This window comes from Gordonia sp. NPDC003376, assembly GCF_053589235.1.
Genome location: NZ_JBSFRM010000010.1, coordinates 146,402 through 173,307 on the forward strand (window position 1 = coordinate 146,402; position 26,906 = coordinate 173,307).

Consider the following 26,906-nt stretch of genomic DNA (forward strand, 5'->3'; position numbering starts at 1 on the left):
CGAATCATGGTGCACCCATTGATGGTTGAGCCGACGAGGAGCGTAGCGACAAGTCGAGTCGAAACCTCCGCCGGCCGAACCCGGAACGCAACCACTCCGCTCGAGGTGGTCACCAACATCGCCACCTCACCAGGTTTCGACACGGGTCCTCGCGATGCTCGGTCCCGGCTCAACCACCGAACAATACTGTCGTCGTTGATGGTCGATCCGACCCGGAGCGTAGCGACAAGTCGAGTCGACACCTCCGCCGGCCGAACCCGGAACGCAACCACTCCGTTCGAGGTGGTCACCAACATCGCCACCTCACCAGGTTTCGACACGGGTCCTCGCGATGCTCGGTCCCGGCTCAACCACCGAATAGTGCTGTCGTCGTTGATGGTCGATCCGACACGGAGCGTAGCGACAAGTCGAGTCGACACCTCCGCCGGCCAGGCCCGGAACGCAACCACCGAACCACGCTCGGGTCCTCGCCGGCGTCAGCGCAGGAGCGGCGCCGTGGTGCGGTAGGGACTCACGGCCGCACGCATACGGGTGACGATGAGGTCGACGATCGCCGGGTCGGCGCCGAGCGGCTGGGTGACGGCATCGGCGCCGTAGGTGAACAACCGCTGATGGAACAGCCCGGGCGCCAACAGATGTGACGCCACGACGACCCGGCGTCCCGAGCGGCGGGCCCTCGCCATGGCATCGGTAACCGTCGGGGTCGCGGTGGCGATGAAGCCCACCTCGACGTGTCCACCGATCAGCGACTCGAGCTGGCGGGCCGCAAGCGACACCTGCGCGCAGGCCGACGGATCAGACGAACCGGCGGCGGCCAGGACCACTGCATCACCGGGTTGCCAGCCCGCCTCGACGAGCCGACGACGGGTCACATCTGCGATCACCGGATCTGGTCCGAGTGAACGGGTGACGATGGTGTCGGACCGTTCCGCCAAGGCAACGTGCTCTGGAATATCTTTGCGCACATGGTATCCCGAAGACAGGAAGGCGGGAACGAGTACGGCCGGGCGATTCGGGTCGAGGTCGGCGATCACCTGGCTGGGCGTGGGACCCAGCACGTCGACGAATGCCGTGCGCGTGCAACCCACCTTGCCTGCCACCATCTCGGCGATCTCGGCGATCACCGCGACACCGTGCGGATTACGGGTTCCGTGTGCCACGAGCACCGGGTGCACGTCGGCCAACCGGTCGCCGTGCGGAAGTCGGAACTGCTTGGTACGTCGAATCACTCGTCCCCCGTCCCGTCGGGCTCATCGGCTTCGTCGTACTCCAGGTCGACGGCCAGCCGATACCCGCGTTTCACCACGGTCTGTATCATCTTGGGGTCGCCGAGCGCAGCCCGTAGACGCGCCACCGCGACTTCCACCGCATGAGTGTCTGCGCTGTCACCCGGAAGCCCACGCAGCAGTTCCTGCCGCCCGACCACCCGTCCCGGCGACTTGGCCAGCATCTTCAGCAGCAACTGCCCGGTCGCCGACACCTCACGCATCTCACCGTCGACGAGGACGGCCTGACCGCGAATCGCGGTGTCATGTCCGGCCACCCGCAGGGTGCGGCTGCGACGTGGCAAATCGTCGGTGATCAACCGCACCAACGCACCGAGCCGGAATCGCCGCGGATAGGCGGTCGGGATCTGCAATGCCTCCAGCGGGCCCGCACTGACCGACCCGACACACATCACCGGCACCGCTGTACGCATCGCATGCACGAACGGCTGCAGCTTCCCCAACTCCTTGGCGCGGGTGAGGATCGCCGCCGCGGCGGGCGCGCTGGTGAAGGTGATGGCGTCGAGGTCGGCCCGAATGGTGGCCGTGATCATCTTGTCGATCCGACCCACATCGGGATGCATGTTCCACCGATACACCGGCACCGGCAGGACATCGGCGCCGGCCGCACGCAGTACCGCGCAGAAATCCGGCAGCGGTTCCCACTCGGTGGTGGCGCCGTGCAGCTGCACCGCCACCCGCATCCCGTCGACACCCTCGGCCAGCAACCGGTCGAGCACCTCCGACGACGACTCGCTCTCCGGCGACCACTCCTCGCGCAACCCGGCGGCACGGATCGCCCCCTTCGCCTTGGGTCCGCGTGCGATCAACCGGCTCTTGTGGAGAGCGGCCACCAACTCTTCGGCCTCACCCCAGCCCTCGGCGGCCTCCACCCACCCGCGGAAACCGATCCCGGTGGTGGCCACCATGATGTCCGGCGGGTCGGCGATGACCCGGCCGGTCACCCGCTCGAGTTCGGTGTCGTCCACCAGCGGCAGGATCCGGATCGTCGGCGCCAGCATCACCTCGGCGCCCCGGCGCGTCAGCAGGGCCGCGAACTCCTCCGATCGCCGCGCCGCGGTGATCCCGATGGTGAATCCCTCGAGGGGCAACTCGTCCGGCGCGGTGACCGGGCGGTGGTCGTCGCTCATCGCGTCCCATCGTCGTCGTCGGCGGTGGCGAAGTGGATCTCGACGACACCGTCGACCACCCGGACCGCCAGCGACGGCACCGCGACGGTGTCGTCGTCGAGGCACACACCGGATCGCAGGGAGAACACCTGCTTGCCGATCGGACTCGCCACGGTGGGCTCACCGGCATGGTCGCCGGTCAACCCGCGCGAGAGCACCGCGGCGCGGGCGAACGGATCGATGTTGCCGATCGCGTGCAGCCGCGACCGTCCGACGGCTTCCCGGTCGGTCTCCGACGCCGGGATCCGGAACAACGCGGCCTGCGCCCCGTCCGGCCCCAGCACTCCGACGCCACGTCCGACGACGAGCTCGTCGAGCGCGCACACCCGCACCCAGACACCCGTCCGGGTCTGTTCGGCAGTGTCGATGATCGTCATCAACGCACTCCTTCCGTTTCCAGCGGGACATCCGTCCCGGCCGATTCCACGAGGACACCGGTTCCGACCGAAGCCGCCCGAACGGTGGGCAGGTCGAGCAGCACAGGAACCTTGCGCTCGTCTCCCTCGGTGAACCGGATGGTGGGGTCTGACACCTCCGGAGCGTTCACGAACGACACGAACCGCTTCAGTTTGTCCTCGTCTTCCAATACCGCGGCCCACTCATCACGGTAGCCCGCGACGTGGCGCTCCATGGCCGCCTCCAGATCGGCGGCCAGCCCCAGGCTGTCGTCGCAGACCACCGCCTTGAGATGGTCCAGTCCGCCCTCGAGCGACTCCAGCCACGGCGCGGTGCGCTGCAGTCGGTCGGCGGTGCGGATGTAGAACATCAGGTACCGGTCAATGTAGGCGACGAGTGTGTCGTCATCCACACCGCCGGCCAGCAGCTGTGCGTGCTTGGGTGTCTGACCGCCGTTGCCGGCGACGTACAGGTTCCACCCGTGCTCGGTGGCGATCACACCGACATCCTTGCCACGGGCCTCGGCACATTCGCGGGCACAACCGGAGACACCGAACTTGAGCTTGTGCGGCGACCGCAGGCCCCGGTAGCGCTTCTCCAGGAAGACCGCCATGCCCACCGAGTCCTGCACACCGTAACGGCACCAGGTGGAGCCGACACAGCTCTTCACCGTCCGCAGGCTCTTGCCGTACGCATGCCCGGACTCCATGCCCGCATCGACGAGACGCCGCCAGATCTCCGGGAGCTGATCGACCCGTGCACCGAACAGGTCGATCCGCTGACCACCGGTGATCTTGGTGTACAGACCGAAGTCGCGGGCGATCTCACCGATCACGATGAGCTGCTCGGGGGTCACCTCACCGCCCGGCATCCGCGGGACCACCGAGTACGAGCCGTTCTTCTGCATGTTCGCCAGGAAGTGGTCGTTGGTGTCCTGCAGCCCGGCCTGCTCACCGTCGAGGATGTGATCGCTCGACGTCGACGCCAGGATCGACGCGACGGTGGGCTTGCAGATCTCGCAGCCCGATCCGGTGCCGTACCGGTCGATCAGTTCGGAGAAGGTGCGGATGCCGGTGACGGACACGATCTCGAACAGCTCGGCGCGCGACTGCGTGAAGTGCTCACACAGCGACTTGCTGAGCTGCACGCCCGACGCCTCGAGCAGGGCCTTGATACTCGGCACGCAACCACCACAGGTGGTGCCGGCCGAGGTACACCCCTTGACCGCCGCGATGTCGCAGGCGCCGTCGGCTATCGCCGAGCAGATCGTTCCCTTGGAAACACCGTTGCACGAGCAGATCTCGGCGTCGTCGGGCAGCGCGTCGATGCCGACGCCGGCACCCCCACCCGCCGGGGTGATCAGCGCGGCCGGGTCACCCGGGATCGCGCGACCGACCATCGGCTTGAGTATCGCGTACGCCGACGCGTCACCCACCAGGATGCCGCCGAGGAGGGTCGACGCGTCGTCGGAGATGACGATCTTGGCGTACTTGCCCGCGACCGGGTCGGAGTAGACGATCTCGAGGGCCCTCTCGGTGGTTCCCATGGCATCACCGAAGCTCGCGACGTCGACACCGAGCAGTTTGAGCTTGGTGGACATGTCCGCACCGGGGAATTCCGCCGTGCCGCCGACCAGTTGTTCGGCGACCACCTCGGCGGTGGAGTACCCCGGGGCGACCAGTCCGTAGCACCGGCCCTCGACCGCCGCGACCTCGCCGATCGCAAAGATGTCGGGATCATCTGTGCGGCAACCGGTGTCGACGAGCACACCACCGCGCTCGCCGAGGGCCAGGCCCGCATCGCGGGCCAGCTGATCGCGAGGACGCACACCGGCCGAGAAGACCACCAGCGACGCATCGATCAGCGTCCCGTCACTCAGTGTCACCGACACCCCGCCGGTACCGTTGTCCGCGATGGCGGACGTGCCGACCCCGGCGTGTACGTGCAGCCCCAGGTCGGTGACCAGCTTGGCCAGCACCGCACCACCGCCGTCGTCGACCTGCATCGGCATCAGCCGCGGGGCGAACTCGACGACATGCGGGGTCATACCCAACAGCCGCAACGCATTCGCTGCCTCGAGCCCGAGCAGTCCACCGCCGACCACCACGCCGACCGCGCCCGGACCGGCGGCCTCGGCCACCGTGCGGATGCCGTCGAGATCGTCGAGCGTGCGGTAGACGAAGCACTTCTCGTGGTCGTGGCCGCTGACCGGCGGGACGAACGGATACGAGCCCGTGGCGAGCACCAGCGCGTCGTAGTCGACGGTGCGACCGGAATCGGTGACCACCCGGTGGCCGTCGCGATCGACGGTGGTGACGGTCTCCCCCACCAGCGACTCCACCGCGGTGTCACCGTCATAGGTGTTGCCGCTCAACGCGAGTGCGGTGCGATCCCACTCACCCACGTAGGAGGACAGGCCGACCCGGTCGTATGCGGGCTCGGCTTCTTCGCCGATCACCACGACGCGCCAGGTGCCGTCGGTGTCGCGGTTGCGGATCTCCTGCACGAATCGGTGTCCGACCATTCCGTGTCCGGCGACCACGACGGTGCGCGACGTGTTCATCTCGGTTCCCTTCGTCATGCGTGTACTGCTCTCGTCCGCCGGGCCTGGTCAGGCCTTCGCCTCGACGGTCGCGGGGACATCGGTATCATCCAGTACCGCAACAGCTTCCGGCGCGTGGACCTGGATGTCGTCGGTGTGGCTGTAGTGCGGGTCGAGGACGACCTCCCTACGGGCGTAGAACCACCAGGTGATGACACCGGCGATCACGTAGAAGGCCAGGAAGATCCAGAACGCGATGGTGGCCGACTGGTTGGCCTTGTAGCTACTGCGCAGCACCAGGTTGATCGCGACGCCGCCGAGCGCGCCGACCGCACCGGCGATCCCGATCAATGCTCCCGACATCGACCGCGACCACAGGGTGCGGGCCATGCCGTCGACACCGGTCAGGTTGCGGGACTTGTGCTCGAAGATCGTCGGGATGATCTTGTAGACAGAGCCGTTGGCGATCCCGGAGATCGCGAACAGCAGGATGAATCCGACGATGAACCCGACCAGCTGCGGCGTCTCGATCTTGTGTCCGGCATGTCCGTCGGCGACGGTTCCGGCGACCACCAGGACGATCGACGAGGCGACCATACCGACGAAGCACCACAAGGTGACCTTGCCGCCACCGAAGCGGTCGGCGAACTTGCCGCCGAGCGGGCGGAACAGCGATCCCAGCAGCGGCCCGATCCAGGCGATCTGTGCGGCCGAAAGTGCTGCAGCAGCAGCTGTTTCACCAGACGACTTGAACGAGATGTTGAGCACCTGACTGAACGCGAACGAGAAGCCGATGAACGATCCGAAGGTGCCGATGTAGAGGATGGAGATCAACCAGCTGTCGTAGTGCTTGAGGCAGTCGATCATTGCCCTACCGCTGGAGGTCTGGTGATCGAGGTTGTCCATGTAGATCGCGGCACCGACACCGGCGACAGCCAGACCCACAAGGTAGACCGCACAGACGATCTCGGGTTTGTCCGAGGCCAGCCAGATCACCAGCAGCCCGAGCAGCTGCACCGCGGGCACGCCGATGTTGCCACCACCGGCGTTCAGGCCGAGAGCCCAGCCTTTGAGTCGCTGCGGGTAGAAGGCGTTGATGTTGGTCATCGACGAGGCGAAGTTGCCGCCGCCGAAACCGGTGAGCGCTGCGACGAAAAGGAACCAACCGAAGCCGAATTCGCCCGGGTTCATCATCAGCATCATGGTGAGGCCGGTCGGGATGAGTAGCACCACCGCGGAGAAGATCGCCCAGTTCCGGCCGCCGAATCGCGCAGTGGCCTGGGTGTAGGGGACGCGCAGGCAGGCACCGACAAAGGTGGCGGTGGCCGCGATCACGAACTTCTGGTCGGCGTTGATACCGTACTCGGGTCCCATGAACAGGGCCATCACCGAGAACAGCGACCAGATCGAGAAGCCGATGTGTTCGCAGATCACCGACCAGACGAGGTTGCGGCGGGCGATCAGGGCGTTGCCGCCCTCCCAGGCAACGGTGTCCTCGGGATCCCAGTCGGTGATCGTGTGGTCTCTTCGCAGATTGTCCAGCAGGCGTGAGGTTGCCATGTGGTGTCCCATCGGGTTGGTGACAAGTGACTGTGGCGTCGGGGCTGTGGCCGTATGACCGACGATCAGCGTCGATCGTTGAACCAACGGTAGGGACGCCGTGTTGCGCCACTTGTCACGGTCGTGACTGAGAAGTCACGTTGTTCTCACATCCACCACCTGGGGGTGTGAGCCGGATGGGACGATGCGAACGCACCGACAGAACTGCGCGTACCTGCGGTTATACCATCAGACGGACGATGTCGACGACCCGTTTGAGACCGGGTAGCGCGCCGGCGGTGGACCGGGGGTGCAGGGCATGGACGGCAAGCCGGAACATGGTGGCCCGCAACATCATCTGCGGCCACTCCGGCTGATCGGACCAGCGGCGGACCAGATCGTCGTCGGCGCCACCCCAGGCGAGGGAGTCGACGACGACCACCGCCGCCGCCCACGACGCCGGGCGCCAGTAGGGCACGATGTCGGTGATCCCGGGTGCCGCCGCCCCGGCGAACAGCACGGTCCCGAACAGATCCCCGTGCACCACTTGGTTTTTCAGCTCGACCGGCTTACGCAGGGTCGCCAGGGTCTTGAGGATCGCGACGCTCTCCTGCCCGTCCGCCGACGTCGGCTCGGCCATGCCCGCGGCTCGGGCGGTCCGCAACGGCACATCCTCCCAGGCAGCCCGGTCGGCCGCGTTGAAGACGTCGACGTCGGTGTGCGGCGGCGCGGGCTGCTGCAGCAGGAACCGAGGACGGTCCAGATCGGCGATGGCCTCGTGCAGCCGGTCGGCCACCGACACCACCTCGTCGTGACGTGGCTCGGAGGTTCCGGCGATATAGGTGTCGGCCCGCCAGCCGGACACCACATAGCGACCGTCGGTGGCCCGGAACGGACGGGCGATCCGCAGCCCCTCGACATAGAGGTTCTCGCGTACCGACGCCGACCACGCGGCACGCGCGTGGTCGGGAACCAGCGACAGCACCACCTCGCCGACACGCCAGCCGCCCAGCCACGAGTCGCCCATCGCGATCGGCGGGTGGGAGGTCAACCCGAATGTGTTCAGCACATGATCGGGCGGCTCGACAGTGTTCACATCTGCAGAGATTACCGAGCCCGCCGGGCAATCCCCGGGAACGACGCGGTGACGTGCCCCTGCGGACGCCGGGCCGGACGATCGGCCGATCGCGGTGTCGGTGGGCCGGTTCGCGCCGGAACTCAGTAGACCGGCAGCTCTTTGTCGACCTGGCTCGCCCATGCGGTGATCCCACCCTGCAGATGCCTGGCGTCGGCGAACCCCGCGCGCTTGAGGGCGGCGAGGGCCTCGGCCGAGCGGATCCCGGTCTTGCAGTAGAGCACCGTAGGACGATCCTGCGGGATGTCGGCGAGCGCTGCCCCGGACAGGATGCGGTCCTTGGGGATCAGGGTGGCGCCGTCGATGTGCACGATGTCCCACTCGACCGGCTCACGCACGTCGATCAGGGCGATCCGGTCACCGGCGTCGATCTTGTCCTTGAGTTCGGTGGCGGTCAGGGTGGATCCGGCCGCAGCCTGCGCCGCCTCGTCGGAGACGACACCGCAGAACTCCTCGTAGTCGATCAGTTCGGTGATCTTCGCGCCGTCGGGGTCCTTGCGGATCCGGATGGTGCGGTAGGTCATGTCCAGGGCGTCGTAGACCATCAGCCGACCGAGCAGTGGCTCGCCGATGCCGCAGATCAGCTTGATCGCCTCGGTGCCCATGATCGATCCGATCGAGGCGCACAGGATGCCCAGCACGCCGCCCTCGGCGCACGAGGGCACCATCCCGGGCGGCGGGGCCTGCGGATAGAGGTCGCGGTAGTTGATTCCACGGCCGTCCGGGGCGTCCTCCCAGAACACCGACGCCTGACCCTCGAACCGGTAGATCGATCCCCACACGTACGGCTTGTGGGCGAGCACGGCGGCATCGTTGACGAGGTAGCGCGTGGCGAAGTTGTCGGTGCCGTCGAGGATGAGGTCGTACCGGGAGAACAGTTCGACGGCGTCCTCCGGCTCGAGGCGCTGATCGTGGATGTTCACCGTCACGAACGGGTTGATCTCGCGGATCGAGTCGCGCGCCGACTCCGCCTTGGGCCGACCGACATCGGACTGGCCGTGGATCACCTGACGCTGCAGGTTGGACTCGTCGACGACGTCGAACTCGACGATGCCGATGGTCCCGACACCGGCCGCCGCCAGGTAGAGCAGGGTCGGTGAGCCGAGGCCACCGGCCCCGATCACCAGCACTCTGGCATTCTTCAGTCGTTTCTGCCCGGTCATCCCGACGTCCGGGATGATCAGGTGCCGGCTGTAGCGCGCGACCTCCTCGTTGGACAGTTCGGCCGCGGGTTCAACCAGCGGTGGCAAAGACGACACAGCTGCCTCCGATCATCGATGACGGATCAGGCCGCGTACATGCGGCCGACTGGCATGGTCAACGATCCCCCGTCGTGGCGAATTCCCCAGGCCGGTGCCGCGCGGACGCTTCCGGTCAGGCCGGCGAATGCCCCGGGAACGGCCACGGATTGGGCTTGCACACGAATGCCGGGTCGGCGTTCATGTCGGGGTCGAGCGCCAGGATCTGAGCGTTGGCGGTCCCGAAGGACTGCTGCATCATGATCGGCGCGAGCGCCCCGTTCGCCGGGCACGGCACGTGCCGTTCGTACCCGATTCCGTGGCCCACCTCGTGGTTGACCAGGTACTGGCGGTAAGCGACGTCGTCACCCTCGTACGACATCGCGCCACGGACCCAGCGGGCCTCGTTGAGCGTGACCCGCTTGTCCGGGGGGTAGAAGCACGATGTCTCGAGCTTGATCTGGTATCCGCAGAGTTCCCGCGTGGTGCCGGTGGAGCCGAGCGAGATCCGAAGGTCCGGTTCGCCCCTGTCGATCCGCCGGAAGGAGACCTTGCCGTCGCCGATCCAGCTGCGCCCGTTGGCCAGGGTGGTGTCGACCATCTTCGCGAAGGATCGGTCACCGGCGAAGTCCTGCCCGTTCAGGCCGTCCTCCACCTCGACGGTGTAGGTGTAGGCCTGCCCGCCGGTACCGACCTGTCCGGTGGTGCCGGGCACGACGTGAAAGGTCTTCTTCCCGTTGGCGGTGAACGCACCGCCGGCCGGGAGCGCCCCGGCGGTCAGTTGCGCCTCCTGGATCTGGCCGGTCGGCGCACCGATCGGAGTGGTCTCCTCGGTCACCTGCGCGTTGCGCGCCGACGGATCGGGTGCCACCTCGGGGGCACCGCCATCGTTGTCGGAGTCACGGATGGTGAACACGAGCAGGATCACGGTCAGGACCACCAGCACTGGGATCGCATACGCCCGCCAACCGTAGGTCGCGACGAATCGACGCAGCGCATTGGGCTGCGGTTCGTCGGCGTCGTCCGCACCCGGGGATTCGCGATCGCGGTCCCCGCGCGCACGCCCGACCTCGTCGGTGGGATCCCAGCGGGCCCGCAGCGGCTGGTCGGGAAGCGGACGGGGTCGTCTCGGCACGTCCCCCGCCCCGCCCCGCGCCGTCCGCGGCCCGGCCTCCCCGGCCCGAACCCGCCCCTCGGTGCGGAACGCCCCCGGGCCCGTCGGCTCGCTCCCGGGCGCATCTTCTGTGCGGCTCACGTGTCACACCCTCTCACAGGATGATGCGAATACCACGGAGGACGTCGCTCCCGCGGAGCCGGAACTGTACCGCAACCGCAACGATGCCGCCGCCGATCACCGTGACCCCCCGAGTACCCTCGAACCATGTCTACAGCCGCCAAGGCCTCCGGGCGAAACGGAACCCGGCTCCCTCGGAGCGCACGGCGCATGCAGTTGCTCGAGGCAGCGAGCGAGATCTTCGTCGAACGCGGATATCACTCGGCGGGGATGGACGAGATCGCCATCCACGCGGGTGTCAGCAAGCCCGTGCTGTACCAGCATTTCCCGTCCAAGCTCGACCTCTACATCGCCGTGGTCGACTCACATGCCGAGAAGCTGGTCGCCGACGTCAACGCGGCCCTGCTCACCACCACCGACAACCGGAAGCGCGTCCGTGCGGCGGTCGAGGCGTTCTTCGACTTCATCGACCAGGACAACTCCGGTTACCGCCTGATCTTCGCCTCGGACGTGATGGACCCGGCGGTCATCCGCCGTACCGAGGGCGCGACCGAGGCCTGCGTCGACGCCGTGTACGGGCTGGTCATGCAGGATTCCGGACTCGATCCCTACCGGTCGCGGATGCTGGCGGCGGGCCTTGTCGGTGCGAGCCAGGTGAACGCACGCTACTGGCTCGAGGCCAAGCGGCCGATCGACAAGCACACCGCCGTCGACACCACCGTCGCCCTGCTGTGGGGCGGGTTGTCGCATGTGCCGATGCAGCCCGGCGGCTCGTTCGGTGATCCGGTCGTCGTCGCCCCGGCCGACGACGGTCAGGCCGACTGACACCGAACCCGGCGCACCGGGAGGACCCGGCCGGCGCACGAGCCCGACGAGCACAGAAACAACCGACGGCTGCCGTCCCCGTGAGGGGGACCGGCAGCCGTCGATGTCTGCGGTGAACGCGACCGGTCAGGAACCGAAGCCCACCCTGCGTCCCTCGGCGGCGCCGACCTCGACGTAGGCGATCTTGGTGACCGGCACCAGGAACCGCGACCCGCGGTCGTCGGTGAGCACCAGGAGTTCCTGCTTCCCGGCGAGTGCGGCCTCGACCGCGGCGAGTGCATCCTCGGCCGGCAATGCCGAGGCGATCGACAGTTCGCGCGGGCTGTCGGTGATGCCGATCTTCACTTCAACGGTCATGGCCACCCTTCGGTTGTGGTTGGAGCTCGTGCGCGGACTCGACGGTGACGCATCGTCGCCGAACATCCGCTCGCCGAACCAGGTTAATCCAGCGTCGCCGACCGATGTCAGCCGCTCCGCTATGGGCTGAACCGCATCTCGGAGACGAGCGCGGCCCGCAGGTCCGATCCGTCGACCGCACGCGCGGGCGCCCGCGGCCTCCGGAATCCGGCCGCAACCCGGTCTCAGCCGAGACCGAGATCGGCCATCCGCTGCGCATGCCGCGCGGAGACCGTCTCGAAGAAGTCCGCCACGCCGTGCAGCGACGACGCCCCGGCGAACAGCAGATCCATCACGTCGTCCTCCGCGGCGAGCACCCACTGCGTGTGCGTCACGGCCTCGCCGAGCAGGCGACGGCCCCACAACGTGAGCGGGGAACGCAGGTTCGGGTCGGACGCGATCGCGGCGTTCACCTGTTCCCGCGCGAACTGGGAATTGCCGGTCTCGGCCATGACCGACGCCACCACCGCACGCACCGAGGCGGGCAGCACCTGGGACAGCTCGTTGTAGAAGTCGGCGGCCAGGCCGTCGGCGACATACGCCTTGACCAGCGCCTCCAGCCAGGTCTTGGGGGTCGTCGCATCGTGATACTGGTCGAACACCTTGCGGTAGCGGGTCACCGACTCCACCGGGTCGAGCCCGCGTCGCGTCACCTGCTCGGCGAGCATCTCGTAGTGCCCGAACTCCGAGGTGGCCATGCGGGCGATGGCGATCCCACTGGCGTCGTCCGGGGCCATCGACGATTCGGCGACGAGGCGATAGAAGGCGGCGTACTCGCCGGCCAGCAGCACAGCGAAGAGCTTGGCGATCGCACCGTCGTCCGGGTCGATCGCGGATGTCGGGAGGGGCTCGGACGCATCGGCAGACGGCGACATGCACTGATGGTAACGGGTCCGCTGAGGTCACCACGTACACTGATGGTCGGTGTAGTACCGCGGACGTTGCGATCCACCCACGTGGATGTCCGGCAGCCCGACTGCCCCGCGACCGCGGACCACCCGGCATTGTGCGCGCACTTCGAGCCCACACCCGCTGTCCGACGCGGCCCCCGACGGCCGCGCGACGGCCCGCGAGAGACGTCGATTTCCCGGCGCTCGCGGTCATGTGGAGCCTTTCGTGCGTGCTCGAGCAGATACGAAAGGCACACGAAAACCACATGACCGACACCGGCACCGAAGAAGACGTGCAGACCACCATCGTCGACGAGACACACACCTCGCCGACCTTCGCCGAACTCGGCGTCGACCCCCAGATCGTCGAGGCTCTCGCCGACGACGGCAAGACCCACACCTTCGCGATCCAGGAGCTGACCCTGCCGCTCGCGCTGGCCGGCGATGACCTGATCGGTCAGGCCCGCACCGGCATGGGCAAGACCTTCGGCTTCGGCGTCCCGCTGCTGCACCGGCTGGCCAATGCCTCCGACACCGGCGTGCGCGCCCTCGACACCACGCCGCGGGCACTGATCATCGTCCCGACCCGCGAGCTCTGCCTCCAGGTCACCGGCGACCTCGAGGTGGCCGCCCGCAAGCTCGACGTCACCCTCGCCGACGGCACCGAGCGCAGGATTCGGATCACCGCGATCTACGGTGGCCGCCCCTACGAGTCACAGATCGCCGACCTGCAGGCCGGCGTCGACGTCGTCGTCGGTACTCCCGGCCGCCTCCTCGACCTGGCCAACCAGGGCCACCTGATCCTCGGCAAGGTGTCCATCCTGGTGCTCGACGAGGCCGATGAGATGCTCGACCTGGGCTTCCTGCCCGACATCGAGCGGATCATCTCCGCGTTGCCTGCCGACAAGCAGACGATGCTGTTCTCGGCCACCATGCCGGGCCCGATCGTCACCCTCGCCCGGACCTTCCTGAACCGGCCCACCCACATCCGCGCCGAGCACGCCAACGATTCCGCGGTGCACGAGCGCACCACGCAGTACGTCTACCGTGCCCACGCCCTGGACAAGGCCGAGCTGGTCGCACGGATCCTGCAGGCCGAGGGCCGCGGCGCCACGATGATCTTCACCCGCACCAAGCGGACCGCCCAGAAGGTCGCCGACGACCTCGCCGAGCGCGGGTTCGCGGTGGGTGCCGTGCACGGCGATCTCGGCCAGGTCGCGCGCGAGAAGGCGCTCAAGCGCTTCCGCAACGGCGACATCGACGTCCTCGTCGCCACCGACGTCGCCGCCCGCGGCATCGACATCGACGACGTCACCCACGTCATCAACTACCAGTGCCCGGAGGACGACAAAACCTACGTGCACCGGATCGGCCGTACCGGCCGCGCGGGCCGTACCGGCACCGCCGTGACCCTGGTCGACTGGGATGAGCTGCATCGCTGGGAGCTGATCAACAACGCCCTCAAACTCGACGCCCCCGAGCCGGTGGAGACCTACTCGACCTCCGAGCACCTGCGCGCCGAGCTCGGTATCCCGGAGTCGGCGACCGGCCGGATCGCCAAGCCCCGGCGTGACGGTGAACCCGACGACGGCGAGCGTCGTCCCCGCGCCGAGCGCCCCGCCCGTACCCGCACCCGTCGGCGGACCCGGGCCGGCCGGCCGGTGAGTGACGACGCGTCCGAGAACACGGGCGACGGCACCGATCCGAAGAACTCCTCCGGCGACTCGGGTGACGGGTCCGCCGACACCGCGGCCGTTTCCGGCGACGCGGCGACCAACGCCACCGAGACCAAGGGCGAGAGCACCGACGGTGGGCCGCGCCGCCGTCGCCGCCGCCGCGGTGGTGCGCGTCGTCGCAGCGGTGCCGACGCCGGCTCCACGGAGAGCGCAGGCGATTCCGCCCCGGCCGCAGCTGCCGCCGAATAGCTCAGGGGCAGAAGCGATCTCGACGCCAACCGAGCAGCAGGAACCGCCGGTGCGGACACGGATCACACCGGAACGCAGGACCCGCGCCGACCTGGTGGTCAGCGCCGTCATCGTCGTCGTGCTCGTCGTCGCCGGCGTGGTGATCTGGTACGTCAGTCCCGCTCGCCACGCCGACGACGCCCAGGCCACATCGGCATCCCCGGTGAGCGCGGCCGCCACCGCCGTGCCGGCCGCGCTCACCGCCCGCTGGCATGCGGCCTCGGCCGCCACCACCACTCCGGCGATCACCAGATCGCTGATCGTCACCGCCGACGGCGGCGAGGTGACCGGCCGCGACCCGGCCACGGGACATCAGGTCTGGCGCTACTCCCGCGACATCCCGCTGTGCACCGCCGCGGCGGCATGGCCGGGTAGCGCCGACGAGGTGCTCGCCGTCTACCGGAACTCCCGGGGATGCTCGGAGGTCACCGCCCTCGACGGCAGCACCGGGCGCCGCGTCGGCAGCCGGACGAGCGACGCCGACGACACGCTGCATCTGGTCACCGACTCCGGCTATGTGCTCGCGCAGGGTCCCGGTCGGCTGGAGACGTGGGGGTCCAACCTGGTACGTGGTATCGAGTACGGCCGCGTCACCGCCCCGGTCAACCCCGAGGTGCAGCCCGGCCGCACCGATTGCACCCTGTTCTCGTCGGCCATCTCCGGAGATCGTCTCGCGGTGATCGAACGCTGCGCCGACGATCCCGGTTACCGGCTGACCGTCCTCGGGGCGTTGCTCGACAGCAACGAGAAGGTCACCCAGTACGGGTCGTCGCCGATCACCGACATCGCGACCGGCCCACCGCCGGTGGTCATCGCGATGAGCGGTTCGGCGATCGCGGTCTACGACGGCGGGCACAACGCCCCCACCCCGGGCAAGCCCACCATCCGGCTGTTCGACACCGACGGGGCCGCGGCCGGCACCGACATCGTGCAGGGCGACCCGGCACCGCCTGCCGACAGCGTGCCACTCACCTCCGGCGGGGTGATCACCTACTTCACCGGCTCCGCCACCGTCGTGCTGGACGCCCAGTCACTGCGGCCGCGCTACCTGGTGCCGTCGACCCTGGGCCCCGGCGAGATGATGGCCGGACAGTTGCTGCTCCCCGGACCGTCGGGGGTCAGCGTCCGCGATCCCGCGAACGGCAGGACGGTGCGCACCATCGCGCTGAAGCGCGACGGATACACCGGCGGCACGGTGAGTCTGCGCGTGGCCGGCGAGTCGGTGGTGGAACAGCGCGGCGCGACCATCGAGGTGTACGGACCGGCCGACTGACGGCATGGAGGTGTCCCGGCGGCCCGGGTGGTGACTCAGCTGGGGTCGAAGGTGCGAACCTGCTCGCCGGCGTCCCAGTACTTCCGGAGGTTCTCCGCGAGCTGACGATACGCCATGGCGCCCTTGTTCTTTCGGCCACGCATCACCGATGACCCCGACGCCGACGCCTCGGCGAACCGAACGGTCCGCGGGATGGGCGGGTCGAGCACGGGCAGGCCGTAGCGATCGGCGACGTCGGACAGTACATCGCGACTGTGGGTGGTTCGGGCGTCGAAGATGGTGGCCACCGCGCCCAGCGTGGCGAGTTCGGGGTTGGTGATCTGCTGGACCTCGGTGACCGTCCGCAACAGCTGTCCCACGCCACGATGCGCGAGCGTCTCGCACTGCAGCGGGACGATCACCTCGTGTGCGGCGGTCAGCCCGTTGAGGGTGAGCACCCCCAGTGACGGCGGGCAGTCGATGAGGATCACGTCGAAGTCCTCGGCGACCTCCGCCAGTGCCCGCTTGAGTGCGTACTCGCGCCCCGGCCGCATCAACAGCAGCGCCTCGGCCCCGGCGAGGTCGATCGTCGCCGGGAGCAGCGTCACATCGTCCTCGGTGTCGAGCAACACGTCGGCGATCTCTTCGTCCCCCAGCAGCACGTCGTGCACCGACCGTTCGATCTGGTCGGGATCATGTCCGAGCGAGAACGTCAGACACCCCTGTGGATCGAGATCCACGACGAGCACCGACACATCCAGATCCGCCAAAGCCGCACCCAACGACGCCACGGTCGTCGTCTTGGCCACCCCACCCTTTTGGTTCGCAATCGCGAGAATGCGCGTCATGACCCCCACCTTACGGCCGGGACCGCCGTCGCAGGGATCCACCGAGCCCACCGATCACCGTGAGCGCAGGACGCTCACCTGGCTCGACGGCCCTTTCCCGGACTGTCGCCCCCGCGACTCCCGCCCGCCTGCCCCCTTGCCCCGGAACGGCCGGACGAGGGTGGACGGGGCGGGGCGTCGTCCTCCACGAGGTCGGCGGAGATCCACCGCAGTGATGCAGGGGTGAACAGCATCACCAGGGTGGTCAGGGCGAGCAGCGCCAGTGGGATGGCGAAGAGAGCCTGGCCGCTGGTGAACACGTAGTAGGCCACCGGGAGCAGCAGCAGTTGGGCGACCAGCGAGATCGCACGGCCCCAGCGCCGGCCGACCAGCAGCGCCACCCCGCCCACCAGGACCCCGCCGAAGATGATGCCGAACCACAGCGCGGTGCCGTAGCCACTGATGAAGTCCTCGTGATGTCCGGCCATCTCACGGATCACCAGCACGATGGCGAAGATCAGCGCCACCGCACCCTCGAAGGTGGTCAGCGCACCGGCCACCCGGATCTGGGTCGGCGGAGCCTCCACGGCCCCGGTCCCCGTGTCGTTCTCCGGGTCTTTGCTCTTGCTCACCTGTCCAGAGTAGAAGGTGTGCGCGCACACGTTCTGTGCACCTGAGCGTCGACGACGGTGTGCGTCGTCGCGCCGACGCCGACGATGCCCTGCAGCGCCCCTCTGCCCCGAAACCCGGGGAACGCCCGAAACCCGGGGACCGCCCGAAACCCGGGGACCGCCCGAAACCCGGGGACCGCCCGAAAGTAGGGGAAAGTCACCTTCCCCTACTTTCGCCATCGTCCCCGAGATGCAACACAGGGAAGGAGTCGAAACTCGGGGAAGGAGCACTTTCCCCTGGTTTCGGGGGGGGGGACGAGCGGCATCGGGAGCGGTCACGAACCTCGGGGAAGGAACACTTTCCCCTGGTTTCAGGGGTGACGACGGATTCCGACAACGGACGACGCACGGCACCCGGACACGCGGTGCGAACGACGCCGCCTGCGCGAAGCGACCGCTCACCCCATATCCTCAGGAGTCGTGCGCGTCTTGCTCATCGTCAATCCGTTCGCCACCGCGACCAGTCCGGCCGGCCGCGACGCCCTGGTCAACACCTTGAGCTCACACTTTCCGGTGGATGTGGAGCACACCACACACCGCGGCCACGCGGGTGAGCTCGGCGCCCGGGCTGCAGCCGAGGGCTACGACGCGGTGATCGTGCACGGCGGCGACGGCTCGGTGAACGAGACGGTGAACGGCCTCCTCGGCGCACCGTCGTCCCCGCCCCGCAACCGGCTGCCGATGCTCGCGGTGATCCCGGGCGGGAGTGCCAACGTGTTCTCCCGCACCCTCGGCATCGATCGGGACCCACTGCGGGCGACGCGTCAGGTGATCGAGTTGCTCGACCGCGGCGAACATCGTCGGATCGGCCTGGGGCACTCCGCCGACCGCTGGTTCGTGTTCAACGCCGGGATGGGCATGGACGCGATCATCGTCCACGCGATGGAAGAGAAGCGCCAGGCCGGCAAGTCCGCCACGCCGGCCCGATATCTGTGGACGACGGTGCGTAGCTTCTTTCGCAATGCCTCGGACACAAGGACTTTCACGGTCACCACCGCCGACGACAAGCCGATCGAGAACGTCCGGTTCGCCTTCGTCAGCAACACCAGCCCCTGGACGTACCTGGGTAGCCGCGAGATCCGCACCAATCCGTCGACGGGATTCGACACCCGACTCGGCGTGTTCGCCGCCACCTCGACCGGGGTCATGGCGAACCTTCCGTTGGCCACCCGGCTGCTGACCCATCGCAACCCCAGGGCCCGGCACCTGTTCCGGACCGACGACGTCGAATGGGTGGAGTTCAGCGCCGACGAACCGCTCGACGTCCAGATGGACGGCGACTACATCGGCGCGCACACGGCGATCCGGTTCGACCATCGTCCCGACGCGCTCGACGTGGTCGCACCCCTCCACCAGAGCGGAACAATCGCTCCGAAGTGAGCCAACCGGATAAAGCGAACCACTGTGACCGGAGCCACCACTGTGGCCGAGCTCACTGCATCCGCCCCGCCCGACGACCCCGCGCGACTGTCTTCGACCTGCGGAATTCGTCCACGTGAACCGAAGATCGAGCGTATAGTAGAACATCGGGGTTTGAGCCGACCCGCCGCCCCCCACCAGGGGCGGTCCGACCACAGTGATATTGCACACGTGTTAACCGAAGACCATTGACTTCGTCTGGATTCGTGAAAGTATTCACAAGCAACAACGCGGAAACATTCGGTGCCTCCGCGTGAACTATCGGTTACAGCCACAACCACCCGCATAGAGGTTATCGAGTGGTGCGCACAGCACCTGAAGGAGAAGTAATGGACTGGCGTCACAAGGCCATCTGTCGCGACGAGGATCCGGAGCTGTTCTTCCCGGTGGGAACCAGTGGACCGGCCATCGCCCAGGTCGCCGACGCAAAGCTCGTCTGCGCTCGCTGCCCCGTCACCGCCGAGTGCCTCTCGTGGGCCCTCGAATCTGGCCAGGACGCAGGCGTCTGGGGCGGCATGAGCGAGGACGAGCGTCGCGCACTGAAGCGTCGCACCGCACGGACCCGTACCCGCAGCAGCGTCTAGCGAGTACACACGCCGTCCTCCACCGGCGGCGCACAAGAGACCCGGCCACGGCCGGGTTTTTTGTTGCCCTCACCACCGTCGGTCATCACGTTCGGCGTTGGGGCAAAGGCGATCCCGCCTCACACCGGGATGGTCACCAGCACCTCGGTACCCGCCCCGTCAGGGTTGGGGCCGGCGGTCACCTCACCGCCGAGTTCGATCGACACGAGGGTTTGCACGATCCGCAGCCCCAGCTGGTTCGACGCGGCGAGGTCGAAGCCCTCCGGCAGACCGGAGCCGTTGTCGCGCAGGGAAATACGCAGACGACGCACATCGCGATCAGCCTGGATGTCAATGCGCGCATCGGATTTCGGCTCGGCAAAGCCGTGTTCGATGGCATTCTGGATCAATTCGGTGAGCACCATCACCAAGGGCATCGCACGGTCGGAGGCGAGCACGCCGATCCGATCGGTGTATCGAACGGTGATCGGGTTCTCCCCCGAGGCGACGTCGACGAGCATCGGCACCAGGCGATCCACCGCCTCGTCGATGTCGACCTCCTCGTCGACGCTGCCGGAGAGCAGTTCGTGGACGAGGGCGATCGAAGCGACCCGCCGCACGGCCTCGGTCAGGGCCACCCGGACCTCGCTGTTCGGGGTCCGTCGCGCCTGCAGCCGTAACAACGCCGACACCGACTGCAGATTGTTCTTGACCCGATGGTGGATCTCACGGATCGTCGCGTCCTTGCTGATCAACGCCAGGTCACGACGCTTGACCTCGGTGACGTCACGGATCAGGACCACCGCACCCGAACTCCGGCCGCCCGGCCGCAAGCCGACCGCCCGGATGAGCACCGTCGCGCGGCTCGCATCGACCTCCATCCGCATGCCGATGTCACGGTAGGGCCCGGCCGGCGGCTCGTGCACCCCGGCTGCGCCGTCGAGCATGATCCCGAGGTCCTCGGACTCGAACGGATCGGTCAGCAACGACGCCGCGACCTCCGACAGCCGGGTCCCCGACAACTCCGACGTCCACCCCATCCGGTGGAACGCCGACAGCGCATTGGGGCTGGTGTAGACGGCGATACCGCGTTCGTCGAGCCGGATGAAGCCATCACCCGCGCGGGGCGTCGACAGCCCGCGCGGATTGCCCTCGGGCAGCGGGAACGTCCCGTCGGCGACCATCTGGGACAGGTGGTTCGCCGAGTCCTGGTAGGCGAGTTCCAGGGGCGAGGGGAGCCGCGGGTGGGTGAGGTCCACCGCGCGCGTCAGCACACCGATCACCCGGCCCTCGTACCCCACGGGAACCGCCTCCCGACGGATCGCCATCGCACCCATCCAGGCCGGGTCCTCGTCCCGGACGATGCGCGCGCCCTCGAAGGCCCGCAGCACCTGTGGGTTGGCGCGGGGATCGACGACGGTGCCGACCTCGTCGTTCGGGAACACCGTCGACGCGGTGTTGGGACGGCACTGGGCGACGGTGACGACCTCGCCGTCCTCGGTGCGCACCGACAACAACAGGTCGGCGAACGACAGATCGGCGAGCAGTTGCCATTCGGCCACGAGCCGTTGCATGTGGGCCGCGGCGTGATCGGCAAGGGTGGTGTGTTCGGCCAGCAGATCGGCCAGGGTGGACATGTCGGATCGGCCTCAGCGCACCGCGCGGCCGGCGTCGACGACTCCTGTCATGGGGATAACGTAGCCCACCGTCCTTCCTGTGCAGTCCGCCGGTGCGCCGCCGACAGCGGCCCGCACGGGTGGGCGATTCTCGATCCGGCAAGGCGACGTGGGACAATCGTCGGGTACAACTCGACGAAGGAGGCCCCTCATGGGCAAGCGGGGACGCAAGAAGCGCGCACGCAAGAAGAATGCAGCCAACCACGGCCGTCGTCCGAACGCCTGAGCCACGCGCTCGGCAACAGACGAGAAGAGCCCGGGCGGAGATGTCGGAACACCGACACCCGCCCGGGCTCTTCGTCTCTCTGGAACCCTGTGCTCGACCGGGACCCTCTGCTCTCCCGGGGCCCGCCATCCGTCCGGGGCTGCCTCAGTGGCCGCTCAGGGAGCGGTGTCACCACCCGTCGAGAAGTACGTCTCGGTGATGGTCACCGATTTGCGGATCTCCACGCGCAACCGGTCACGCAGGCCCGCTGGGGCGTGATCACCACCGCATTTACGTCCGATCAGAGCCTTGAGCTGGCTTTCGATCCCATAGTGGGCCAGGCACGACGGGCAGTTGTCGAGGTGTCCTTGCAGGCGCTCGCGGGCACCCGGGTCGCACTCGTTGTCGAGCAGCAGCCAGACGTCGGCGATCACCGCCGAGCAGTCCAGCGAGGTGAACTCCGGGTCGTCGTCGGAGGGCGGGAGTACGCCGGAACGATCGGTCATCGGGACACCTCGCTCGTGGCGGTCTTCGCGGTGGCCGACCGGTTGAACCCACGCTCGCGCGCGACGTCGGCGAGCAGTCCACGCAGTTGTCGGCGGCCACGATGCAGTCGCGACATCACCGTTCCGATCGGCGTATCCATGATCTCGGCAATCTCCTTGTAGGGCAGGCCCTCGACATCGGCGTAGTAGACGGCCATCCGGAAGTCCTCCGGCAGCGCCTGCAGCGCATCCTTGATCTCGTCGTCGGGTAGGGCGTCGAGTGCCTCGATCTCGGCCGAACGCAGCCCGGTGGAGGTGTGTTCGGCGGTGGCGGCGAGCTGCCAGTCGGTGATCTCGTCGGTCGGGTACTGCGCAGGCTGACGCTGCTTCTTGCGGTACCCGTTGATGTAGGTGTTGGTGAGGATGCGGTACAGCCAGGCCTTGAGGTTGGTGCCCTCACGGAACGACGCGAACGCCGAGAACGCCTTGACGTAGGTCTCCTGGACGAGGTCCTCGGCGTCGGCCGGATTACGGGTCATGCGCAGCGCTGCACCGTACATCTGATCCAGCAGCGGCAGCGCGTCGCGCTCGAATCGTTCGGTCAGCTCTGCGGCGGTCTCGTCGGGATCGGCGCGGCGCGGTGCGGCCGAACCGCGTCCGGCCCCCACCTGCTCGTTCTCCGCGTGATCGCCCTCAGGCTGCTCGGGGTGCCCCTGATCGGCCTGTTCCGGCGCGGCGGGGTCGGGTTCGGTCACTGCGATCCCTTCGGTGATGACGCCTGGGGACGGCCCGTCGGGCCGTCCGATGATGTCGATCAAGTCTACCGATCGCCTGTCGCCGACCGTACGAGGTGGATCGAGCAGTGTCTCTGCACCCACGCCGGCACCCGCCTTCCGCTGTCTTCGAATTGGTCTTCCCCGACCGGGCCGTTCGGGCCCCGACTGCTGGTCACAACACCCCGACGGCGACAATTGTTCCGATTCGTGTCAGACATCGCGCAGGAGAATCCGTGGCCGCCACCCCCGCCATCGCCGCACTCGGCAAGGCCCGCATCGCCCATGAGGTGCACCGTTACACCCACGATCCGCGCAGTGACGCCTACGGCGCCGAGGCGGTCGACGCGCTGGCCGCGACGCTGGGGGTGCAACCCGCCCAGATCTTCAAGACCCTGGTGATCTCGGTCAGCGGCGGTGCACGTGACCACCTGGCGGTCGCGGTGCTGCCGGTCCCGCAGAAGCTGTCGTTGAAGGCGGCCGCGTCCGCACTCGGTGGGTCGAAGGCGGTGATGGCCGAGGCCAAGGCCGTCACCCGGTCCACCGGATATGTACTCGGTGGGGTGTCACCGATCGGTCAGCGCACGCCGCTGCCGACCGTCGTCGACGCCTCCGCGCTCACATGGCCGCGCATCCTGTGCAGCGCCGGCCGACGCGGACTCGAGGTGGAGCTGGCACCCACCGATCTGGTGGCGGTCACCGGAGCGGTCGCCGCCGAGATCTGCGCCTGAGACCTCGTCGGTGCCGCATGCCACGATGGGTGGCATGTGCGGACGCTATGCGGTGACCACCGACCCGGCGAAGCTCGCGGCCGAGATCGATGCCGTGAACGAGGTACCTGCGCCCCTGGACCCGGTCGGTGACGGGGCTGCCGACAACAAGGACGGCGGGGACAAAGCAGGCGGGGACAAAGCAGGCGGGGACCAGGTCACTGCGGCGCGTTCTCCCGGCGTGAACTACAACGTCGCGCCGACCACGTCGGTGATGACCGTGGTCAAACGGCACTCCCCCGACCACCCCGACGACGATCCGCTGCTCCGCGTGCGCGCGATGCGGTGGGGACTCGTGCCGTCGTGGGCCAAGGAGCTCGGCAAGGGTCCGCTGCTGTTCAACGCGCGCGCCGAGACCGCCGCGGAGAAGAGCTCGTTCCGGAATTCGGTGCGATCCAAGCGATGCCTGGTCCCGATGGACGGCTGGTACGAGTGGAAGCCGGGACCGCCCGATGCGAAGGGCAAGCCCACCAAGGTCCCGTTCTTCATGTCACCGCACGACGGCACCCGCCTGTTCATGGCGGGCCTGTGGTCGGTGTGGCACGACCGCACCGATCCTGCGGCCGCACCACTGCTGAGCTGCTCGATCCTGACCACCGACGCCGTCGGACACCTGCGCGAGGTGCACGATCGGATGCCGCTGATCATGCCCTTCGCGAACTGGGACGCCTGGCTCGATCCCGATCATCGTGCGCCGTCGGAGTTGCTCGCGCCGCCGAGTGGGGAGATCGCCGAGGCGATCGACATCCGTGAGGTCCCGCCGCTGGTCAACCGGGTGGCCAACAACGGACCGGACCTCCTCACCCCGGTGGATACGGAGTAGCCGTCGGTGGTGGTGGTGGTAGCGGTGGTCACCCGACGAACTCGGCCGGCGCAGGCCTCGACACGCCTCGTCGCTACACTCCTCATCGGCTCGACCACCAAACTGCCGGTCGGTGTTCGGTGACAGCGGTGGTCACCCGACCAGCTCGGCCGACGCAGGCCTCGACACGCCTCGTCGCTACACTCCTCATCGGCTCGACCACCAAACTGCCGGTCGGCAGTCGGCAAGAGGGTGACGAGACCGCACGCGACGACGAAAGTCGGCGCAGACAAGCACAGCTCACAGGGTCAACACTGCGGCTCCGTCGAACTGTCCGGCCTTGAGGTCGGCGAGGGCGGCGTGGGCGCGGTCGAGCGGGTAGGCATGGGTGGTGGCGGTGACGCCGTACTCGGCGGCCAACGCCAGGAATTCCTGTCCGTCGGCGCGGGTGTTGGCGGTGACCGACCGGATCTCCTTTTCGTAGAACAGTTCCCGCTCGTAGTCGAGCGTGGGGATGTCGGAGAGGTGGATGCCCGCGATGGACAGGACGCCACCGCGGTCGAGGGCCCGCATCGCCACCGGGACGAGCTCGCCGACCGGCGCGAACGTGATCGCCGCGTCGAGGGGTTCGGGCGGGCTGTCGTAGGCATCCCCGGCCGATACCGCACCAAGGGACAGCGCCAGTTCCCGGGCCTGCTCGCCGCGGGTCATCACGTGTACCCGGGCGCCCTGCGCCATCGCGATCTGCGCAGCGAGGTGCGCGCTGCCCCCGAAGCCGTACAGTCCGAGCCGACCGCCCGGCGGCAACGATGCCCGCTTGAGTGCCCGATAGCCGATGATCCCGGCGCACAGTAGCGGTGCGAGCGTCACGTCGTCGATCCCCTCCGGTAGCCGGTAGGCGAAGTCGGCGGGCACGGTGACGTACTCGGCGTAGCCGCCGTCGACATCCCAGCCGGTATATGTCGATGCGGGACAGAGATTCTCGGCGCCACGGGCGCAGTAGGAGCAGGTGCCGTCGGTGTGGTGCAGCCACGCCACCCCGACCCGGTCGCCGAGGGAGAAGCCGGCCGAATCGGCACCAGGACCGAGTGCTGCGACCTCGCCGACCACCTCGTGGCCGGGTGTCACCCCGGGCCGGTGCACCGGGAGATCACCCTCGCTCACGTGCAGGTCGGTGCGACACACCCCGCAGGCGCGGACCGCGACCAGCAGTTCACCCGGCCCGGCGACGGGGACGGGTGTGTCGACGAGGTCGAGCGGACCGCTCTCGATCGGACCGGGTCGGGTGACTGTCCATGCGCGCATGTCACCACCGTAGGTCGCACCGACCTCAGCCGAACAGGGCCAAGAGTCCGTTCAGCGGAACCGATAGTCGTCGAGCGGGAAGGTGTCCATCGCGTGCAGCGTGGTCAGGGTGGCGTTGGGCCGCAGCAATGCCGCCTCACCCTGATGGTTGAAGTAGTAGCTGCGTGAGCCCGCACAGTCGCCACGATAGAACACCGAGTCGGCGAGATGGCCGGTGACCTCGTCGAGGAAGGCGTCATTGGCCTCGCCGGTGACCTCGAAGGTCGACGCCCCGCGGCGCCGGAGCTCGCCGAACAGCCGCGCGATGTGACGCATCTGTCCCTCGATGGTGGTGAAGTACGACAGCCCACTGTAGGAGTACGGGCTGTTGAGCGACAACAGGTTCGGGAATCGGGGCATCGTGATGCCCTGGTATGCCTGGAATCTGGACTCGCGCCACCATCGGCCCAGGTTCTCCTGATCGCAGCCGATGATCTCGAAGGCAGGAAAGTTGGTGTCCCACAAGTCGAATCCGGTAGCCAGGACCAGGGTGTCGATCTCGACGCGCCGACCGTCCCCGGTGACGACGGCATCGGGCTCGATGTGCCCGATGCCCTCCGTCTCGAGGGTCACGTTGGAGCGCGTGTAGGCACGGAAGTAGCTGTTGGAGAACGTGGGTCGTTTGCAGCCGAGGTCGTAGTGGGGAGTGAGCCGGCGCCGCAGGTCGGCGTCGGGCACCTGCGCCCGCAGATGTGCCTTCGCCAGCAGCGCGCCGGCCTTGTTCCCCAGCCTGGCCTGCCGGAAGTGCAGCACGCCGAACACCATCAGCACCTCCAGCAGCGAGGTGTTGACCAGCCGCACGGCCCGCTGCGTCAACGGGATCCGGGCGAAGAGGCGTTGCACGGCGCGCGGGATCGGGAAATCGATCTTGGGGACCACCCAGATCGGCGTGCGCTGGAAGACGGTGAGCTCGGTGGCGACCTTCGCGGCCTCCGGGATGAGCTGGACGGCGGTGGCACCGGTCCCGATCACCGCCACGCGCCGGCCGGTGAGATCGACCGAGTCGTCCCAGGCCGCGGTGTGCAGGACCGTTCCGGTGAAGGTGTCCATGCCCGGGAAGTCCGGGGTGGACGGCTGTGACAGGAATCCCGTCGCCGTCACCAGGTAGCGGCAGGTGCGGGTCGCGCCGTCGGCGGTGGCCACCACCCACAGCCCGGAGTCGTCGTCCCAGTGGGCTCCGGTCACCGTGGTCCCGAACTCCATTCGGCGGGTGAGGTCGTATTTCTCGGCGACATGCTCGGCATAGCGTTTGAGCTCGGCTCCGGGGGCGAACAGCCGCGACCAGAACGGATTGGGCTCGAACGAGTACGAATACGTCACCGAGGCGATGTCGACGGCGAGCCCCGGGTAGTGGTTGACATGCCAGGTTCCGCCGAGATCGTCCTCACGCTCGACGATCGCCACGTCGTCGATGCCCAGGCGCGTGAACTCGATCGCCGCGCCGATCCCGCCGAAGCCCGCTCCGACGATCAGTACCTCGTTGTCCGGTCGCATCCGCCCTCGCC

The 26,906-nt window shown here is 68.1% G+C and carries 25 protein-coding genes; 8 read left to right on the forward strand and 17 right to left on the reverse strand.

The annotated features are described in order from the left end of the window. Window positions 1-476: 476 nt before the first annotated feature. From ACWDUA_RS12830 to ACWDUA_RS12865, 8 genes are all read right to left on the reverse strand, one after another. Complete coding sequence (locus ACWDUA_RS12830) at window positions 477-1,226, reverse strand: sirohydrochlorin chelatase (protein ID WP_449751431.1); 750 nt, start codon at window positions 1,224-1,226, stop codon at window positions 477-479. After that, window positions 1,226-2,416, reverse strand: coding sequence for a uroporphyrinogen-III synthase (locus tag ACWDUA_RS12835; protein WP_449751390.1), 1,191 nt, complete (start codon window positions 2,414-2,416; stop codon window positions 1,226-1,228). Before ACWDUA_RS12835 ends, ACWDUA_RS12830 begins: the two co-directional genes overlap by 1 nt. Further along, window positions 2,413-2,832 (reverse strand): nitrite reductase small subunit NirD, encoded by a 420-nt coding sequence (gene nirD, locus ACWDUA_RS12840; protein WP_449751391.1) that lies wholly within the window; start codon window positions 2,830-2,832, stop codon window positions 2,413-2,415. The genes ACWDUA_RS12835 and nirD overlap by 4 nt, the downstream gene beginning before the upstream one ends. Continuing rightward, complete coding sequence (gene nirB / locus ACWDUA_RS12845; protein ID WP_449751392.1) at window positions 2,832-5,432, reverse strand: nitrite reductase large subunit NirB; 2,601 nt, start codon at window positions 5,430-5,432, stop codon at window positions 2,832-2,834. Before nirB ends, nirD begins: the two co-directional genes overlap by 1 nt. 30 nt (window positions 5,433-5,462) lie before the next feature. Next, entirely contained in the window at window positions 5,463-6,953 is a 1,491-nt protein-coding gene (locus tag ACWDUA_RS12850) for a nitrate/nitrite transporter (RefSeq protein ID WP_449751393.1), read from the reverse strand. Between the two features lie 220 nt (window positions 6,954-7,173). Then, window positions 7,174-8,028, reverse strand: coding sequence for a TIGR02569 family protein (locus ACWDUA_RS12855; RefSeq protein WP_449751394.1), 855 nt, complete (start codon window positions 8,026-8,028; stop codon window positions 7,174-7,176). A gap of 122 nt (window positions 8,029-8,150) precedes the next feature. After that, on the reverse strand, window positions 8,151-9,326 hold the full coding sequence (gene moeZ / locus ACWDUA_RS12860; RefSeq protein WP_059037487.1) for an adenylyltransferase/sulfurtransferase MoeZ: 1,176 nt from the start codon (window positions 9,324-9,326) through the stop codon (window positions 8,151-8,153). 115 nt (window positions 9,327-9,441) lie between these two features. Beyond that, a complete protein-coding gene (locus ACWDUA_RS12865) occupies window positions 9,442-10,560 on the reverse strand; it encodes a DUF3152 domain-containing protein (protein WP_449751395.1) in 1,119 nt (372 codons plus the stop codon). Between the two features lie 126 nt (window positions 10,561-10,686). Between ACWDUA_RS12865 and ACWDUA_RS12870 the strand changes: the two genes are divergently transcribed. Then, a complete protein-coding gene (locus ACWDUA_RS12870) occupies window positions 10,687-11,364 on the forward strand; it encodes a TetR/AcrR family transcriptional regulator (protein ID WP_449751396.1) in 678 nt (225 codons plus the stop codon). Window positions 11,365-11,490: 126 nt separating this feature from the next. On the opposite strand, the gene ACWDUA_RS12875 is transcribed toward ACWDUA_RS12870, so the two are convergent. Together ACWDUA_RS12875 and ACWDUA_RS12880 are read right to left on the reverse strand one after the other, a co-directional pair. After that, window positions 11,491-11,721, reverse strand: coding sequence for a DUF3107 domain-containing protein (locus tag ACWDUA_RS12875; RefSeq protein ID WP_059037508.1), 231 nt, complete (start codon window positions 11,719-11,721; stop codon window positions 11,491-11,493). 224 nt (window positions 11,722-11,945) lie between these two features. Continuing rightward, window positions 11,946-12,635, reverse strand: a complete 690-nt coding sequence (locus ACWDUA_RS12880) for a ferritin-like fold-containing protein (protein WP_449751397.1) — start codon at window positions 12,633-12,635, stop codon at window positions 11,946-11,948. Between the two features lie 281 nt (window positions 12,636-12,916). On the opposite strand from ACWDUA_RS12880, the gene ACWDUA_RS12885 reads away from it, so the two are divergent. Both ACWDUA_RS12885 and ACWDUA_RS12890 read left to right on the forward strand, forming a co-directional pair. Continuing rightward, a complete protein-coding gene (locus ACWDUA_RS12885) occupies window positions 12,917-14,575 on the forward strand; it encodes a DEAD/DEAH box helicase (protein WP_449751398.1) in 1,659 nt (552 codons plus the stop codon). Between the two features lie 49 nt (window positions 14,576-14,624). After that, a complete protein-coding gene (locus ACWDUA_RS12890) occupies window positions 14,625-15,887 on the forward strand; it encodes an Rv3212 family protein (protein WP_449751399.1) in 1,263 nt (420 codons plus the stop codon). Between the two features lie 35 nt (window positions 15,888-15,922). Here the strand turns inward: ACWDUA_RS12890 and ACWDUA_RS12895 are convergent, their stop codons facing one another. Next, complete coding sequence (locus ACWDUA_RS12895; protein ID WP_449751400.1) at window positions 15,923-16,714, reverse strand: ParA family protein; 792 nt, start codon at window positions 16,712-16,714, stop codon at window positions 15,923-15,925. Between the two features lie 74 nt (window positions 16,715-16,788). Next, complete coding sequence (locus tag ACWDUA_RS12900) at window positions 16,789-17,325, reverse strand: hypothetical protein (protein ID WP_449751401.1); 537 nt, start codon at window positions 17,323-17,325, stop codon at window positions 16,789-16,791. A 459-nt stretch (window positions 17,326-17,784) separates the two neighbouring features. On the opposite strand from ACWDUA_RS12900, the gene ACWDUA_RS12905 reads away from it, so the two are divergent. Continuing rightward, complete coding sequence (locus tag ACWDUA_RS12905; protein ID WP_449751402.1) at window positions 17,785-18,744, forward strand: diacylglycerol/lipid kinase family protein; 960 nt, start codon at window positions 17,785-17,787, stop codon at window positions 18,742-18,744. A 368-nt stretch (window positions 18,745-19,112) separates the two neighbouring features. After that, window positions 19,113-19,367 carry a WhiB family transcriptional regulator gene (locus ACWDUA_RS12910; RefSeq protein WP_006330074.1) on the forward strand — a complete coding sequence of 85 codons (255 nt, stop codon included), beginning with the start codon at window positions 19,113-19,115 and terminating at the stop codon, window positions 19,365-19,367. A 119-nt stretch (window positions 19,368-19,486) separates the two neighbouring features. Here the strand turns inward: ACWDUA_RS12910 and ACWDUA_RS12915 are convergent, their stop codons facing one another. Beyond that, window positions 19,487-20,983 carry a sensor histidine kinase gene (locus ACWDUA_RS12915; RefSeq protein WP_449751403.1) on the reverse strand — a complete coding sequence of 499 codons (1,497 nt, stop codon included), beginning with the start codon at window positions 20,981-20,983 and terminating at the stop codon, window positions 19,487-19,489. Window positions 20,984-21,173: 190 nt separating this feature from the next. On the opposite strand from ACWDUA_RS12915, the gene ACWDUA_RS12920 reads away from it, so the two are divergent. Further along, window positions 21,174-21,248, forward strand: coding sequence for a 50S ribosomal protein bL37 (locus tag ACWDUA_RS12920; protein WP_373855324.1), 75 nt, complete (start codon window positions 21,174-21,176; stop codon window positions 21,246-21,248). A gap of 155 nt (window positions 21,249-21,403) precedes the next feature. Here ACWDUA_RS12920 and rsrA read toward each other — a convergent pair whose 3' ends face one another. Then, the gene (rsrA, locus tag ACWDUA_RS12925; protein ID WP_449751404.1) at window positions 21,404-21,733 is read right to left on the reverse strand and encodes a mycothiol system anti-sigma-R factor; all 330 of its coding nucleotides are present in this window, start codon (window positions 21,731-21,733) and stop codon (window positions 21,404-21,406) included. Further along, on the reverse strand, window positions 21,730-22,530 hold the full coding sequence (locus ACWDUA_RS12930) for a sigma-70 family RNA polymerase sigma factor (protein ID WP_449751405.1): 801 nt from the start codon (window positions 22,528-22,530) through the stop codon (window positions 21,730-21,732). Before ACWDUA_RS12930 ends, rsrA begins: the two co-directional genes overlap by 4 nt. Before the next feature lie 191 nt (window positions 22,531-22,721). Between ACWDUA_RS12930 and ybaK the strand changes: the two genes are divergently transcribed. Further along, window positions 22,722-23,216, forward strand: a complete 495-nt coding sequence (gene ybaK / locus ACWDUA_RS12935; RefSeq protein ID WP_449751406.1) for a Cys-tRNA(Pro) deacylase — start codon at window positions 22,722-22,724, stop codon at window positions 23,214-23,216. A 34-nt stretch (window positions 23,217-23,250) separates the two neighbouring features. Beyond that, complete coding sequence (locus tag ACWDUA_RS12940; RefSeq protein ID WP_449751407.1) at window positions 23,251-24,078, forward strand: SOS response-associated peptidase; 828 nt, start codon at window positions 23,251-23,253, stop codon at window positions 24,076-24,078. Between the two features lie 279 nt (window positions 24,079-24,357). Here ACWDUA_RS12940 and ACWDUA_RS12945 read toward each other — a convergent pair whose 3' ends face one another. After that, on the reverse strand, window positions 24,358-25,362 hold the full coding sequence (locus tag ACWDUA_RS12945; RefSeq protein WP_449751408.1) for a zinc-binding alcohol dehydrogenase family protein: 1,005 nt from the start codon (window positions 25,360-25,362) through the stop codon (window positions 24,358-24,360). A gap of 51 nt (window positions 25,363-25,413) precedes the next feature. Then, window positions 25,414-26,895, reverse strand: a complete 1,482-nt coding sequence (locus ACWDUA_RS12950) for a flavin-containing monooxygenase (protein WP_449751409.1) — start codon at window positions 26,893-26,895, stop codon at window positions 25,414-25,416. Window positions 26,896-26,906: the final 11 nt, after the last annotated feature.